The sequence below is a fragment of the Enterobacter cloacae complex sp. HYC042_NIDB genome, from assembly GCF_056673315.1.
The window spans coordinates 1,484,558-1,499,512 of record NZ_CP109650.1; the positions used below are offsets into that span (position 1 = coordinate 1,484,558).

The window sequence follows — 14,955 nt, forward strand, 5'->3', positions numbered from 1 at the left end:
TAAACAAAACCCCGCGAAAGCGGGGTTTTTTGTGGGTATTTACCGGACCACCATCACCGGAATATGGGTGTGGCGGATCACGTTGGAGGCGTTCGATCCCAGCAGGTGAGTGGTAATGGAAGGATTACGTGAACCGATCACCACCACGTCTGCATTCAGCTCCGCGGCCAGTTCATTGACGGCATCGCGCACGCTACCGAACCGGACGTGGGTTTTGATGCGGGAAGGGTCGATGCTGAAATGCCCGACCATGGTCTGCAGCCGCGTTTCGGCTTCGTGCTGTAAGTGCTCCTCAAAGCGACGCACGTCGGCGGCAAAGCGGTGCAGGCTCAGGCTGGCAGAGCCCGGTAAGACGTGTAAAAGATGAATAATTCCGTCCTGCTGCGCGAGGAATTCCGCGTGGCGAACAGCTTTGTCGCTCAGTTCCATTTCGAAAACATCAACCGGCATAATGATTGTCTTATACATAACCGTTTCTCCTTGTTTATAAACGCTGGATACATTCAACCACAAAATATGAATGGTTTCTGTAAGCGCTTCGGCACTTTTCCTCTCTCGCCAGGATAAATCTCAAAAGGCGCGTATTTCCCGGCAGACTTTCAGGGGTAGCTACCCTTTATAAACTTACCTGAAACCTTTCGGAGGTCGCATGAAAGCACTCACGTACCACGGTCCGCACCATGTTCGCGTTGAGAATGTCCCCGATCCCATCATTGAACAGCCCGACGATATCATCCTGCGCGTCACGGCCACGGCGATTTGCGGCTCCGACCTGCATCTCTATCGTGGAAAGATCCCAAAGGTGCAGCACGGCGACATTTTTGGACATGAATTTATGGGCGAGATCGTCGAGTGCGGACGAGAGGTAAAGAACCTGCAAAAAGGCGATCGCGTGGTGATCCCCTTTGTCATCGCCTGCGGTGACTGCTTCTTTTGCCGTCTGCAGCAGTACGCTGCCTGTGAGAATACCAATGCCGGGCAGGGCGCTGCGCTGAACAAAAAGCAAATTCCCGCGCCGGCAGCGCTGTTTGGCTATAGCCATCTCTACGGCGGCGTGCCGGGAGGACAGGCGGAATATGTGCGCGTCCCGAAAGGCAACGTCGGACCGTTTAAGGTGCCGCAGCTGCTCTCCGATGATAAGGCCCTGTTTCTTTCTGATATTTTACCCACCGCCTGGCAGGCGGCAAAAAATGCGCAGATTGAAAAAGGCTCCAGCGTCGCCGTTTTCGGTGCCGGTCCGGTGGGGTTGTTGACGATTGCCTGCGCACGGCTGTTAGGGGCTGAGCAGATTTTTGTTATCGACCATCACCCCTATCGGCTGCGGTTTGCCGAGGCGCGCTACGGTGCTATCCCCATCAATTTTGATGATGATAACGACGCGGCGGAAAAGATAATCGAGCAAACCGCCGGGCAGCGGGGTGTCGATGCCGTCATTGATGCCGTCGGGTTCGAAGCCAAGGGTAGCACCACGGAGACGATCCTCAGCAACCTTAAAATTGAGGGCAGCAGCGGCAAAGCGCTGCGTCAGTGTATTGCTGCCGTCCGGCGCGGCGGGGTGGTCAGCGTACCTGGCGTGTATGCCGGGTTTATTCATGGCTTCCTGTTTGGGGATGCCTTCGACAAAGGGCTGACGTTTAAGATGGGCCAGACGCACGTCCACGCCTGGCTGGGCGAACTGTTACCGCTGATCGAAAAAGGGCTGCTGACGCCGGAAGAGATTGTGACGCATTATCTCCCCCTGACGGATGCGGAACGTGCCTATAAGATTTTCGAAAAACGGGAGGAGGAGTGCCGGAAGGTGATTCTGGTGCCCGGCGCGGAAACGCCTGAGGCCGCTGAGCAAAAAGTTAAGGGCCTGGTGAATGCGTTCCCGGGCGGAGTGGTGTAAGAATACGCGCTTACTTGTGGCGTTCAAGGTAGAGCACGGCCGTGACGATGATCGCCACAATAATCAGAAAAATAAGTGTGATAACCAGTATCTCACACATGTCCATCCTCGCAGCATCACAACAGATTAAGCGTGGATTAAGGCCTTTTAGCGCGATACAGGAAAATCGGGTGAATTTGCGGAAAGAGGATGCAGGCGCATCCTCTGTGCAACGCGGGTCGCGTTTGTTCAGAATGACATTAACGCAGGTAATCGCCCGCGGCTTCTGGCTGGTAGAGCAGCTCCAGCACTTCCAGATGGGTGGAGGCACCGCCCGGCAATTCCCAGTGGATGGTATCGCCCGTGCGCAGCCCCAGCAGTGCGGCCCCCACCGGCGCAAGAACCGAAAGTTGCGCGCTGCTGTCAGTCATCTGGGCTGGGTAAACCAGCGTGCGTGTCAGCTCTTCACCGGTGGTCAGGTTGCGGAATTTCACCTGGCTGTTCATGGTGACCACGTTATGCGGCATCGTCTCAGGCGTGCACATCTGCGCCCGGTCGAGTTCCTCATTCAGGGCATCGGCCACCGGAAGTGAGGCGAATTCTGCTTTTTCCAGCAGCCTGTCGATACGTTCTGCGTCGAGCTCGTTGATGATGATTGTAGGTCTGGACATTTTTTACTCCATGTCGTTAATGCTGCGTCTAACGCAGAAACCATTCCAAAAGAAAACCCTCGCCGTCTGGCAGCGAGGGTTTAACTCTCCCGATGATACTGGCTGAACGCGCAAGTTTGAAGTGATGAAGGTCACATTCATGTGCCATATGAATTTTCACTGAAATTTATTCAGTCTTCATTCCTGGCGGATTGCGTTACGCTGTATGCTCTGAACCCGGGCGCTGCGCGAAACATCATTCGCCGCAGCCCTTACCAACGAGAGAGCGCTATGTACTTCTACAAACCGTCTCAGGGGCATGGCCTGCCGCATGACCCGCTGAACGCTATTGTCGGCCCCCGTCCGATTGGCTGGATCTCCTCTTGCGACCAGGCCGGTCAGCTCAACCTTGCGCCGTATAGCTTCTTTAACTGCTTTAACTATCGCCCGCCGATCATTGGCTTTTCCAGCAACGGCTGGAAGGACAGCGTGCGTAATATTGTTGAAACAAAGGAGTTTGTCTGGAATCTGGCAACGCGCGATCTTGCGGAAGCGATGAATCAGACCTCTGCCATGCTGCCTCACGACCAGGACGAATTTACCTTTTCCGGATTAACGCCTGCGGCAAGCCAGCTGGTGAGCGCCCCCCGCGTGGCGGAAAGCCCGGTCAACTTTGAGTGCCGCCTGTCTCAGTGCATTCAGCTTACCGGCGCCGACGGTACGCCGGTGGATACCTGGCTGGTGCTGGGAGAAGTGGTCGGGATCCATATTGCCGAAACGCTGCTGGAAGAGGGGATATACCAGACGGCGAAAGCGCAGCCCATCCTGCGTGCGGGTGGGCCGACGGCTTACTATGGCATCAGTGACGAACACCGGTTTGACATGGTGCGGCCGGTGGTGGGCGATCAGTAACCGGCCTTATCAATGACAAATTGTTTTCCGCAGTTGCCTGGATGCGGCTGCGGAACAAAGGATGTCGCAGAAAGCGGGGCGTTAATGGTGTCTGCTTTGAGTGAAATTTGCATCTCGGTCAGATACGCCGGATTACCGTTGCAGGTCAGCTTGAAGGCTTTGATATTTTCCTTGCCCCAGGTTTTGGCAACGGCGTTGTCAAAATCACTCCGGCTGACGGTTTTACCGTAATTTTCCGCAAGGAAATGACCGACGGCGCTGTTTTTCATTTCCTGATTCATTCTCACCATGGTGCCGAAATAGGCATCGGGATCAAAACCAAAGCAGACGCCATGTTTGGCATATTCGTAACGTTCCAGACAGGAGTTTCCACCCGCGCCCGGCATGACCTCGTTCAGCTTAGCCGCGCCGGAAAGCGACAGCCCGGTTTCGGCTGCTGCGCATTTGCGGCTGGCCTTCACTTCCGGCATGTTCGGGATAGGGCGCGTGGCGCAGCCAAACCGCATCCATCGACGTTCATCCACGCCGCGTGCGGCAATGGATTTCGGCAGGCCGGGCCATAGCCCGTGAACGGTCAGAAAATCGGTTTTATTGTCGCGCTCTTTTTGCAGACGACATTCATCCGGTTCATTGCGGTTACGCTCGACCATGCTTTGACAAAATCCCGTTTGCCAGGATAAAGCCAGCACATAGCGATCGAAATCGCCGTACTGCGTGGCCCTGAGGGGTTCGGCCTGTGCTGAGAAGAGACTGAGTGCAAGCGCTACTGCGCCAGACGGGATAACGATATCCTTCCTGAACATGTGATTTCCTGATTGGTTGTGCGCAATTCATTTTTGTGGGTTATTAAAGCACAAAAAGCGCCCGCAGGCGCTTTTAGGTAATCAGGAATTTCACTTAGGCGGCGCCGGGAACCAGCACTTCGGTAGCAATAATGACGATGATTAGCCCAACCAGCACCGGCACTGACGTGCGTTTCACCACTTCAAACGGCGAGATTTTGGCCATCCCGGCAACCGCCACCACCACGCCTGAGACAGGCGAGATGGTACGACCCAGGTTTGAGGCCTGGAGCATGGGAATGGAAAGATAAGCCGGGTTGATACCGGACGAGTGAGCCAGCTTAGGGATCATCTCAACGAAGGCGTAAAATGGCGCATTCCCGGAACCGGTGGTCATTGCCGCCAGCATGGTCAGTACCACCAGGACCAGCATCAGGATAATACTGGCCGAGCCAAACGATGTGGCGATGGAGATCAGGCTCTGGATAAAGCCGATCGTGCTCAGACCCTGGGCAAAGACACCTGCTGCAACCAACAGCATCACCACGCCAGCAAACGCATCTGCCATACCGCGATACGCGACCTCAAGGCCGGAGAAGACTTTTTGGGTGTTGAAACCGCGCACGAACTCCAGCACAGCGGCTAACAGCATACAGATAACCAGGATAGTAATAATGTGCAGCTGCGGGCCCCATTTCCCGTCAAAAATGAGCACGCCGATAATCGGCGTGAACGGCAAAATGGCATAGAACGCCGGCGCGGTGGTGGTGATTTCGCTTACATCCATCATTTCATGGCTGATGTTCTCTTTCTTATCAAGATAGCGCTGCCAGAAGAAATGCGCGATACCCATTCCCACAATGGCGACAATCGAGATCGGCAGCGTGGTTTTAAAGGCGAAGTCGATAAGCGACATTTCGGCTGCTTTCGCCGCCAGCACAACGTCACCTGACGTCGGGGAGAGAATAATGGCCGCCGGGGAGGCGCAAATTGCCGCCGCTGCCCCACGGCTGATGCCCACGTTCACCATCACCGGGAACAGCGTGGCCATTAACAGTACGCCAAGCCCGGTTGCCGATGAAACGGCCAGCGACATCAGGCAGGCGAGGAAATAGGCGGCAACCATCAACAGATACGGCGAGTTAATGTACTGCAGGGGTTTCGAGGCAAGCTTCACAACCATGTCGTTCGCGCCGATATGGGTCATATAGGCTGCAAAACCGCACAGCATCATGATCATCATACCCAGATCGCCACCGCGGCTCATGAGCAGGATTTTAATATATTCAACAATATCCGTGGCGGTGTAGCCCGTGCTGGCTGCGCTGGCAGGTAAAACCTGATGACCCATTACTGCGCTGATTATCAGCAGCGTTAAACCACCGACAAATAAAACGCCCGTGGCTGAGTATCCTTTAATGATGTAGCGAGCTACACCCACAATGACGACGACCCCAATTAGGAGTTCGATAAACGTAAGCATGATTTCCCCTGTGTCTTTCTGCCCTGAGATATAAAAAATTAATATAAAAATGAAGGATGAAAATGTGCCGAATTAATGGCCCGCCCTTGCTGATTAAAATCAATAAACAGACGACTAACGAACAGCATAACAGCGTTTTTGCCATGGCTAAGGCATTTATGTCATAAGGATCTTGACCGGCAAAGACAGCGTAACATGTCTATGTAATGATAACAAAATGTTAAACTTTTGTGTGGTCTGGCCTGTTAGTACTGGAGACGGTTAACAGACATTAGGCGTACATGATGTGGGTTTATTCGTGATAAGGAGAACGCAGCTTTAAGAATATTCCCGAAAAGCGTCCTGATATTTAAGAGTAGGGGTGATGCCGTTAAGGCTTGGTTCAATTATTCTATGTTAAACTTTGCCTCGAATATCAAGAATGGTAATTGCATTGTGATTGTACGTAATACTTTTTTCTCTATTTTATTGTTTATTATTGGCCAGTTAACGTTTTCTTCTGTTGCACAGGCAGAGAACAACGCGACGGATAAAGGTTGGTTCTCTACTTTTACGGATAATGTTTCGCAGACCTGGTCAGCGCCTGAACATTATGATCTCTATGTCCCGGCAATAACGTGGCATGCGCGCTTTGCTTACGACAAAGAGAAAACGGATAAATACAACGAGCGTCCCTGGGGAGCGGGTTTTGGTCAGTCGCGCTGGGATGAAAAAGGAAACTGGCATGGCATCTACCTGATGGCCTTCAAAGACTCCTTTAACAAGTGGGAACCGATTGGCGGCTACGGCTGGGAAAAAACCTGGCGCCCGCTGGCGGATGAGAACTTCCACGTTGGTCTGGGCTATACCGCCGGAGTGACCGCGCGCGACAACTGGAAGTACATTCCGATCCCCGTATTGCTGCCTCTGGCCTCTGTTGGTTACGGCCCTGCAACGTTCCAGATGACCTACATTCCGGGAACGTATAACAACGGTAACGTTTACTTCGCCTGGATGCGTTTTCAGTTTTAACTGACAAAACATTACCTGGTGGTGAAAAAACGTGCAGCCGTTGATTCGTAAGCGATAAAAATCTGTCAGTGAAAATTAACGCGACTTTAGTCACTTTTTGTCAAAGATCCGCTGGACAAAAGGTCCCACAATTGATGTACTGGTAACCGACACAGCATTTGTGTCGTTTTTTAATGTAAAGGTAATTTTGATGTCTAAGATTAAAGGTAACGTTAAGTGGTTTAATGAGTCCAAAGGATTCGGTTTCATTACTCCTGAAGATGGCAGCAAAGACGTGTTCGTACACTTCTCTGCAATCCAGTCTAATGGTTTCAAAACTCTGGCTGAAGGTCAGCGTGTAGAGTTCGAAATCACTAACGGTGCCAAAGGCCCTTCTGCTGCTAACGTAATCGCTCTGTAATTCAGACGCGTCAGCAAGAATTTCAAAACCCGCTCATTGAGCGGGTTTTTTTCGTTATGAATCAGCCAAGCAGGTAAATTTTCAGGAAGCTGGCCACGATCAGTACGCTCAACAACACCATGCCTGCGCTCATCAGACTCTGTTTCATTTGTCACCCTCGTTCAGTATTGCCTTCAGAGTGACAGAGAAAAATTAAGCCAACATTAACGCTCCGGCAGTTAATGCGTGCTTACAGAGGAAAAAAACCAAAATGCGATCCCCGTCATCGCGAAAGATCCGATCATGTTGATCGCGATATTCACCAGCGCCCAGCCGATACGTCCTTCCTGAAAGAGAAAAACCGTTTCCGCGGAAAAGGTTGAAAAGGTGGTCAAACCGCCGCAGAAGCCGGTGGTAATCAAGACTTTCCACATAGGATCGATGTGCGTCATCCGGTTAAACCAGGCCAGCCCCATACCAATAATAAAAGCACCAATCAGGTTGGCGGCCAGCGTTCCTAATGGAATCGCCTGGTGCAGGGGATTAAACCGCATACTCAGTAACCACCTCGCAACGCTCCCCGTGCCTCCACCAATAAAAACAGCTAAAAGGAGTTGTAACACGCTAAATACCTGCTATTTGATGTGTAAGAGTAGCGAGTTTAACGCTGTTTATAATGAGGGGACAAATATGTATGTTGCGGTAGGGCAGTTTGCGGTCACGCCTGACTGGCGGGTTAACGCAGTGCAGTGCGTTAACCTGATGATACAGGCCCGACAGAAAGGCGCGTCGCTGCTGGTGCTTCCTGAGGCGTTGCTGGCAAGGGATGATAATGACCCGGATTTGTCCGTGAAGTCCGCACAGGCCCTTGACGGCGAATTTTTACAACAGCTGCTCGCCCAGAGCGTAGGCAGTACGATGACCACCGTCTTAACCGTGCACGTTCCCTCAACGCCGGGTCGCGCAGTGAATACGCTGGTGGCTATCCGTGACGGTGCCATTGTTGCGCGCTACGCCAAGCTTCATCTCTATGATGCGTTCAGCATTCAGGAGTCGCGACGCGTTGATCCGGGAGATGTCGTCCCACCGCTCATTGATATCGACGGGTTTAAGGTGGGGTTGATGACCTGCTATGATCTGCGTTTCCCTGAGCTGGCGGTGCATCTGGCGCTGCAGGGGGCGGAGGTGCTGGTATTGCCCGCCGCATGGGTTAAGGGGCCGCTAAAAGAGCAACACTGGGCTACGCTGCTTGCGGCACGCGCGCTGGACACGACCTGTTATGTTGTTGCCGCCGGGGAGTGCGGCAATAAAAACATCGGGCAGAGCAGGGTGGTTGATCCCCTGGGAGTGACGATTGCCGCCGCAGCGGAAGCGCCGGTTATGCTGATGGCGGAGATAATTTTAGAAAGAGTTGCGCTTGCGCGTCAGCAATTACCTGTTCTTCGCAACCGTCGCTTTGCGCCACCGCAATTATTGTGATGTTTTTTTCAACAATGCTTGATTCACCTTGTTACAGATTGCTATTGTGTGCACGCGCCAAATGACCGTTAATACGATCGGGTTTTGGCGCTGAATGCAGCCTGTTTTAAGTAAAGAAGGTATCTATGGGTGAGATTAGTATTACCAAACTGCTGGTGGTTGCCGCACTGGTCGTCCTGCTGTTTGGTACCAAGAAGTTACGCACGCTGGGTGGTGACCTGGGGGCTGCCATCAAAGGCTTTAAGAAAGCGATGAACGACGATGACGCAGCCGCGAAGAAAAGCGCTGACGACATCCCGGCAGAGAAGCTTTCCCACAAAGAGTAACGGCAATGCCTGAGGGCTTGCGAAAAAAAACCGGCTCATGAGGCCGGTTTTTTTGCATTACTGTAAATGAATATTACGGTGTTATTTGACTTCTTCGCCTTTCGCCTGCATATCCGCATGGTAAGAAGAACGAACAAACGGACCACAAGCCGCGTGGGTAAAGCCCATCGCCAGCGCTTCGGCTTTCATCTCGTCAAATTCATCCGGGCTCACGTAGCGCTGTACCGGCAGGTGGTGACGGCTTGGCTGCAGATACTGGCCGAGCGTCAACATGGTCACACCGTGGCGGCGCAGATCGCGCATGACGTCGATGATTTCGTCATTGGTTTCACCCAGACCAACCATCAGACCTGACTTGGTCGGGATATGCGGATGTGCTTCTTTAAAGCGCTCCAGCAGCTTCAGAGACCAGTTATAGTCGGCTCCCGGACGCACCTGACGGTAAAGACGCGGAACGTTCTCCAGGTTGTGGTTAAACACATCTGGCGGCGTCGCGGTCAGGATATCCAGCGCGCGGTCCATACGGCCGCGGAAGTCAGGAACCAGCGTCTCGATTTTGATGTTCGGGCTTTTTTCGCGAATGGCAGTAATGCAGTCAGCGAAGTGCTGAGCACCGCCATCACGCAGATCGTCGCGGTCAACGGAGGTGATAACCACATAACGCAGCGCCATGTCGGCGATGGTTTGCGCCAGTTTTTGCGGCTCGTTGGCATCGGGAGCCACCGGGCGGCCATGCGCCACGTCGCAGAATGGGCAGCGGCGGGTACAGATGGCACCCAGAATCATAAACGTCGCGGTGCCGTGATTGAAACATTCAGCAAGGTTCGGGCAAGAGGCTTCTTCACAAACAGAGTGAAGGCCATTCTTACGCATCGCCGCTTTGATCCCCTGGATACGCGAAGAGTCTGCCGGAAGTTTGATTTTCATCCATTCCGGTTTTCTTAACAGCGCCTCGCGCTCTGTAGCCACGTTTTTAACCGGGATAAGGGCCATTTTATCGGCATCGCGGTATTTAACACCGCGTTCCATCACAATGGGTTTACTCATAGCGTGCGTGTTCCAGTTGCGAATATCGAAGGAAAGCGTTTCAATTCAAGGGAATGTTGTATTTATCAACTATTTTTGAACGAACGACAGGCAGTATATCATTTATAGGGGCGTTAAAGCAGCCTGCCAGGTCGCCAATTTGTAAAATAGTTGTTGTTTTGTGCCTTTTGCCCTGCGAGCGGCAGGGACGTGTACGGGTACGCTCTGTCAGAAGGCCTGACGGATAATGCGGATGACGTTTTCCAGTACCGGATCGCGCAAGCTGAGCTTGTTGTAATGCAGTGAAATCTCGATAGATTCTGCATTGAGCTGGCTTAGCGGAATACTCTCCAGCGGCCAGCATTTCCGCAGCAGGTTATACAGGCGTGAAGGCATGATGCACAGCATATCGCTGCTGCCAATCAGGGATGCGGTGGTGAACATATTGTAACTGCTGAAACTGATCTGACGTTCCGGGAAAATTTCGTCAATACGCTGACGCAGAGCGTGGTTAGACTGCCCTTCGGTCATGAAAGACGAGTGGTCGTAGTTGCGCAGGTTTTCAATGGATAACGGCTCGCTGAGGACGGGGTGCTGCTTGCGGCAAACCAGCACCAGGTTATCCGCGTAAAGCACATTTTGCCCCAGCGCTCGGGCGCTAAAGCTGCCGCTTTCGATGACCAGGTCCGTCTGGAACTGAGCAAGCTGAACGTCAGGTTCGTTAAGAGGCACATTGCGAAGCAGAAGCTGAGGCGCATGCTCTTTCACGGCCTGGAAGATCGCGGGCATCACCAGTACGCCGACAGAAGGGGAGCAGCCGATGGTGATGGTTCTCTGTTTGTCATAGCTTCCGGTTAAATCCAGCGCACCCAGAATCGACTCCAGCCCCTGGCTGATGTATTCGTGGAGATGTGTTGCATAGGCCGTTGGCGTGACGCCCTGGCCCTTACGGATAAATAAGGGGTCGGGAAATATAGCCCGTAGCTTTTGAATTGACTGACTTATTGCCGATGGCGTGAGATTAAGAATTTTCGCAGCATTAACGATACCCTTATGGACATATACTGCCTCAAAAATAGTCAGTAAATTGAGATCAATATTACGTAAAGTCCGAAAAATTTGCGGCTTATCTTCGCCACCAGGGTCATTCAGGCGTTTGGCTGGTAAATTATTATACTCCACGCTTTCACTCCGTATACATTCACAACATGAATGATAGTTCAATTTATTTATTATGCTTGTAGAGATTCGTAAAGTGTTGCTTTTGTTCCACTTGTTTATCAAAAACAAACAGTTGTGTGATTATCACTCAAGTTACTTAGCCTGTGTATGCCGTGCTGTCCGGAGGCTAAATAATATGTAAGGGCAATATTCGGGCGCTTCGAAAATATAGAATCTGCGGATTATTGTAAAGCGTAAAAGCGGTAAATAAACAGTGGCCCGTCAAATTATCGAGCCATTCTGGATGATATATTAAGCAGGGATATATTCGTGCGGGGGATTGTTAAGTAGCGCTAACACATTCTTCAGAAGCACGGGACGTATATTTTCTGGCGTAGCGGTATCGACCCACTGGCGCATTTGCGTCATTTCCATGCCGGCGTAGCCGCAGGGGTTTATGCGCTGGAAAGGCGTAAGATCCATATTAATATTCAATGCCAGACCGTGGAAGGAACAACCTTTACGAATACGTAGCCCCAGAGAGCAGATCTTCATTTCGCCAACGTAGACGCCCGGCGCATCGGCACGCGGATGCGCGTCAATCCCATACTCCGCCAGCGTGTTGACGACGGTCTGTTCCAGTAACGTCACCAGCTCACGTACGCCAAGCTTTCTGCGCTTCAGATTAAGCAGGACGTACATGACCTGCTGACCCGGACCGTGGTAAGTCACCTGACCGCCACGATCGCTCTGGATCACCGGGATATCGCCCGTCATTAATAAGTGTTCCGCTTTTCCCGCCTGGCCTTGCGTAAATACCGGCAGATGTTCGACCAGCCAAATCTCATCAGGGGTTGTGTCATCGCGTGAATCGGTGAACTCGTGCATAGCCTGAGAGACAGGCTCATAAGGTTGCAGCCCGAGATGACGGACCAGAATTTTATCCTGATACAAAATGCGTCTCCGAAGACGAGAAACAAAAGATGAGGGGGAGTATATCACAGCGGGGAAGAGGGGTTACCCGGTAAACCGGGTAACCGCAAAGGGACTACAGCACCATACGAACGATTTCGATATTGCCGAGCTCTTCGTACAGCGTCTCAACCTGCTCGATATGTGTGGCAGTGATGGTAATAGAAACCGAGTGGTAGTTGCCCTTGCTGCTTGGTTTTACTGACGGAGAGTAGTCACCCGGCGCATGGCGCTGTACCACTTCAACCACCTGATCAACCAGCTCAGGTTTCGCCAGACCCATTACTTTATAGGTAAACGGGGTAGGGAATTCAAGCAGTTCGTTAAGTTTGGTTTTCATGTCAGCTCCGGCGTAACGTCAAAAAGAATAACTCCCACGTCAGGTGGGAGTTATCAGGATACTTAGTATATGGGGATCAAAATCACACTTTCAAGTGTTCGATTTTTAGCCAAACCAGTGATGGAACATCAGTTTAATGTAATCAATGATTTTGCCGAAGAAATTGCCTTCAGGAATTTCTTCCAATACCACGAGTGGACGCTGGTCGATCGTTTTACCGTCCAGCTGGAAGTTGATGGTACCCACCACCTGGTTTTTATGCAGCGGGGCATGCAGTTCGGTGGTGTTGAGCACATAGCTTGCTTTCAGATCCTTCATACGACCGCGTGGAATGGTCAGGTAGAGGTCTTTATCCACGCCCAGAGAAGCACGATCGTTATCGCCGAACCAGACGGGTTCAGAAGCAAATTCTTTGCCTGCTTTCAGCGGGTTCACGGTTTCGAAGAAACGGAAGCCCCAGGTCAGCAGCTTCTTACTTTCGGTTTCGCGACCTTTAAAGGTGCGACCGCCCATCACGGCAGAGATCAGGCGCATCTGGCCTTCAGTGGCAGAGGCTACCAGGTTGTAACCGGCTTTGTCGGTGTGGCCGGTTTTGATGCCGTCAACGTTCAGGCTGTTGTCCCACAGCAGGCCGTTACGGTTGGTCTGACGAATGCCGTTGAAGGTGAACTCTTTCTCTTTGTAGATAGAGTACTCGTTAGGTACGTCGCGGATCAGCGCCTGACCAATCAGCGCCATATCACGCGCGGAGCTGTACTGACCGTCTGCATCGAGACCGTGTACGGTCTGGAAGTGGCTGTTCTTCAGACCCAGGGCATTTACGTAGCTGTTCATCAGGCCCACGAACGCGTCCTGACTACCGGCGGCGAAATCGGCCATGGCCACGCAGGCATCGTTACCGGACTGCAGGTTAATGCCACGAATTAACTGAGAAACCGGAACCTGCATTCCTGGTTTCAGGAACATCAGCGAAGAACCTTTGAAAACCGGGTTCCCGGTAGCCCACGCATCGTTGCCGATGGTGACCAGATCCGTCTCTTTGAACTTACCGGCTTTCATTGCCTGGCCGATGACATAGCTGGTCATCATTTTGGTCAGGCTGGCCGGGTCACGGCGGGCATCGGCATTCTGTTCTGCCAGCACTTTGCCAGAGTTGTAATCGATCAGGATGTAGGATTCCGCGTCGATTTGCGGAACGCCAGGGATCATGGTCTTGATATTCAGGTCATCAGCATGAGCTGCAGAGAGTGCAGCCGCGCAAAGGGCCGTGGTCAGCGCCATGCGCTGCACAAAACGAGCAGAAAAAGTGGTCTTCATGGTCAGAACTACGACATCCGTGATGGAATTAAAAAAAGTGCCTTACTATAGCAAATGCTATTCAGGCAGGCATCCGACTTTAAGCATGAGTTTGTGAATGTGTTTTACACAAACTGACATTTCGGATACCGCCGATTAATTACTTCGTAACAGCGATAAAGGACTGCAGCTGTGCCTCGCTCTGCAAACGCTGCTGCAGGGATGCCGCCTGCGACTTGCTGGCAAACGGCCCCATCTGAATACGCCAGACCGCACCGTTTTGCTCAACGCGTCCTGGCACGCCAAACTGCTGGCTTAAACGCTGCTGATACTGCTGGGCACGGGCCCGATCGCTCACTGCGCCCACCTGAACGACAAAGCCGCCGCTGGCTGCTGCGGGAGCGGCAACGGCTGCGCTCTGGGTCGTGACCGGAGCCGTTACCGGGGCAGGCTGCTGCACGACGGGGGCGGCAACTGGGGCTGGCGTCGGCTCACTGCTCTCCAGCACGCCCGAGGCTAAGTTCGTTGGTGCGCCAAGGAAGCCGCTGCTTTTTACCGGTGCGCCAGTGGCATCATCGCTTTGCAGGGTGTCATTGCTGATTGGGCGTATTTCTCCCGCCGGCTGAGAAGGCTCTGCCGGCGAGGAGACGCTTCCCATGCCGCCGTCCAGATTTGGGCGGTCGGGGAGAGCATAGGTCTGTTTCGCCACCGTGGTACACGCGGTTCCCGGCCCGGAGAGCGAACCATCCTGCGCTACGATAATTGGGTCAATGCGAACTTTGGTGTTGTTCGAGGTATTCAGGCGATCGGCAGACGCGCGGGACAGGGAAATCACCCGGTCATTACCGTACGGGCCGCGGTCGTTAATACGCACGACGATCATACGGCCGTTCGCCAGGTTGGTGATACGGGCGTAGCTAGGGATAGGTAGCGTCGGGTGCGCCGCAGTCAGCTGCATTGGGTCAAATGTTTCACCCGATGCCGTCAGGTTACTGCCCGGCTCAGCATCATAAATGGCGGCAAAGCCAGCCTGGCTAAAGCGGGACGGATCCTGCACAATTTTGTAGCTTTTGCCGTCGCGCTCGTAATCCTGATTCGCGCTGGCATTCAGCGGTTCATAAACGGGATCGGCACCGCTAATTTCAACGATTGGGCCATTACACACCGCAGGCTGCGGCGGCGCGACGGTTGCCTGTTGCTGACCATCATCACTTGTACAGGCCGCAAGTAAACTTGCCGCAATGCAGATACCCAGCCACTGCTTACGCATT

Annotated in this window: 18 protein-coding genes; 6 read left to right on the plus strand and 12 right to left on the minus strand. The window is 52.7% G+C overall.

What is annotated here, in order from left to right:
- Positions 1–39: 39 nt before the first annotated feature.
- Positions 40–468 carry a universal stress protein UspG gene (gene uspG, locus OKF39_RS07010; RefSeq protein ID WP_479983627.1) on the minus strand — a complete coding sequence of 143 codons (429 nt, stop codon included), beginning with the start codon at positions 466–468 and terminating at the stop codon, positions 40–42.
- 181 nt (positions 469–649) lie between these two features.
- On the opposite strand from uspG, the gene OKF39_RS07015 reads away from it, so the two are divergent.
- Positions 650–1,888 (plus strand): zinc-dependent alcohol dehydrogenase, encoded by a 1,239-nt coding sequence (locus OKF39_RS07015; protein WP_479983628.1) that lies wholly within the window; start codon positions 650–652, stop codon positions 1,886–1,888.
- 10 nt (positions 1,889–1,898) lie between these two features.
- Here OKF39_RS07015 and yldA read toward each other — a convergent pair whose 3' ends face one another.
- A complete protein-coding gene (gene yldA / locus OKF39_RS07020) occupies positions 1,899–1,988 on the minus strand; it encodes a small membrane protein YldA (protein WP_274620971.1) in 90 nt (29 codons plus the stop codon).
- A gap of 139 nt (positions 1,989–2,127) precedes the next feature.
- A complete protein-coding gene (rnk, locus tag OKF39_RS07025; protein ID WP_045261020.1) occupies positions 2,128–2,538 on the minus strand; it encodes a nucleoside diphosphate kinase regulator in 411 nt (136 codons plus the stop codon).
- 270 nt (positions 2,539–2,808) lie between these two features.
- On the opposite strand from rnk, the gene OKF39_RS07030 reads away from it, so the two are divergent.
- Positions 2,809–3,429 carry a flavin reductase family protein gene (locus OKF39_RS07030; protein ID WP_333034764.1) on the plus strand — a complete coding sequence of 207 codons (621 nt, stop codon included), beginning with the start codon at positions 2,809–2,811 and terminating at the stop codon, positions 3,427–3,429.
- Here the strand turns inward: OKF39_RS07030 and rna are convergent.
- Complete coding sequence (gene rna / locus OKF39_RS07035; protein ID WP_479983629.1) at positions 3,423–4,232, minus strand: ribonuclease I; 810 nt, start codon at positions 4,230–4,232, stop codon at positions 3,423–3,425. The genes OKF39_RS07030 and rna overlap by 7 nt on opposite strands.
- 94 nt (positions 4,233–4,326) lie before the next feature.
- Positions 4,327–5,694, minus strand: coding sequence for an anaerobic C4-dicarboxylate transporter DcuC (gene dcuC, locus OKF39_RS07040; RefSeq protein ID WP_028012328.1), 1,368 nt, complete (start codon positions 5,692–5,694; stop codon positions 4,327–4,329).
- A gap of 393 nt (positions 5,695–6,087) precedes the next feature.
- Here dcuC and pagP point away from each other — a divergent pair, with 393 nt between their 5' ends.
- On the plus strand, positions 6,088–6,705 hold the full coding sequence (pagP, locus tag OKF39_RS07045) for a lipid IV(A) palmitoyltransferase PagP (protein WP_047363730.1): 618 nt from the start codon (positions 6,088–6,090) through the stop codon (positions 6,703–6,705).
- A gap of 190 nt (positions 6,706–6,895) precedes the next feature.
- Positions 6,896–7,105, plus strand: a complete 210-nt coding sequence (cspE, locus tag OKF39_RS07050) for a transcription antiterminator/RNA stability regulator CspE (protein WP_002439184.1) — start codon at positions 6,896–6,898, stop codon at positions 7,103–7,105.
- A gap of 218 nt (positions 7,106–7,323) precedes the next feature.
- Here cspE and crcB read toward each other — a convergent pair whose 3' ends face one another.
- On the minus strand, positions 7,324–7,707 hold the full coding sequence (gene crcB / locus OKF39_RS07055; RefSeq protein WP_063438239.1) for a fluoride efflux transporter CrcB: 384 nt from the start codon (positions 7,705–7,707) through the stop codon (positions 7,324–7,326).
- Between the two features lie 67 nt (positions 7,708–7,774).
- Between crcB and OKF39_RS07060 the strand changes: the two genes are divergently transcribed.
- Together OKF39_RS07060 and tatE are read left to right on the plus strand one after the other, a co-directional pair.
- Positions 7,775–8,563 carry a deaminated glutathione amidase gene (locus OKF39_RS07060; protein WP_100170604.1) on the plus strand — a complete coding sequence of 263 codons (789 nt, stop codon included), beginning with the start codon at positions 7,775–7,777 and terminating at the stop codon, positions 8,561–8,563.
- Between the two features lie 125 nt (positions 8,564–8,688).
- Positions 8,689–8,889 carry a twin-arginine translocase subunit TatE gene (tatE, locus tag OKF39_RS07065; protein WP_028012332.1) on the plus strand — a complete coding sequence of 67 codons (201 nt, stop codon included), beginning with the start codon at positions 8,689–8,691 and terminating at the stop codon, positions 8,887–8,889.
- Positions 8,890–8,970: 81 nt separating this feature from the next.
- On the opposite strand, the gene lipA is transcribed toward tatE, so the two are convergent.
- The 6 genes from lipA to rlpA form a co-directional block, all read right to left on the minus strand.
- Entirely contained in the window at positions 8,971–9,936 is a 966-nt protein-coding gene (gene lipA / locus OKF39_RS07070; protein WP_028012333.1) for a lipoyl synthase, read from the minus strand.
- A gap of 207 nt (positions 9,937–10,143) precedes the next feature.
- Complete coding sequence (locus tag OKF39_RS07075) at positions 10,144–11,097, minus strand: YbeF family transcriptional regulator (protein WP_041910920.1); 954 nt, start codon at positions 11,095–11,097, stop codon at positions 10,144–10,146.
- A 291-nt stretch (positions 11,098–11,388) separates the two neighbouring features.
- Positions 11,389–12,030 carry a lipoyl(octanoyl) transferase LipB gene (gene lipB / locus OKF39_RS07080; RefSeq protein ID WP_028012335.1) on the minus strand — a complete coding sequence of 214 codons (642 nt, stop codon included), beginning with the start codon at positions 12,028–12,030 and terminating at the stop codon, positions 11,389–11,391.
- A 94-nt stretch (positions 12,031–12,124) separates the two neighbouring features.
- Positions 12,125–12,388, minus strand: a complete 264-nt coding sequence (ybeD, locus tag OKF39_RS07085; RefSeq protein WP_003858718.1) for a DUF493 family protein YbeD — start codon at positions 12,386–12,388, stop codon at positions 12,125–12,127.
- Between the two features lie 105 nt (positions 12,389–12,493).
- The gene (gene dacA, locus OKF39_RS07090) at positions 12,494–13,705 is read right to left on the minus strand and encodes a D-alanyl-D-alanine carboxypeptidase DacA (protein ID WP_028012336.1); all 1,212 of its coding nucleotides are present in this window, start codon (positions 13,703–13,705) and stop codon (positions 12,494–12,496) included.
- A gap of 139 nt (positions 13,706–13,844) precedes the next feature.
- The gene (rlpA, locus tag OKF39_RS07095) at positions 13,845–14,954 is read right to left on the minus strand and encodes an endolytic peptidoglycan transglycosylase RlpA (RefSeq protein WP_028012337.1); all 1,110 of its coding nucleotides are present in this window, start codon (positions 14,952–14,954) and stop codon (positions 13,845–13,847) included.
- Position 14,955: the final 1 nt, after the last annotated feature.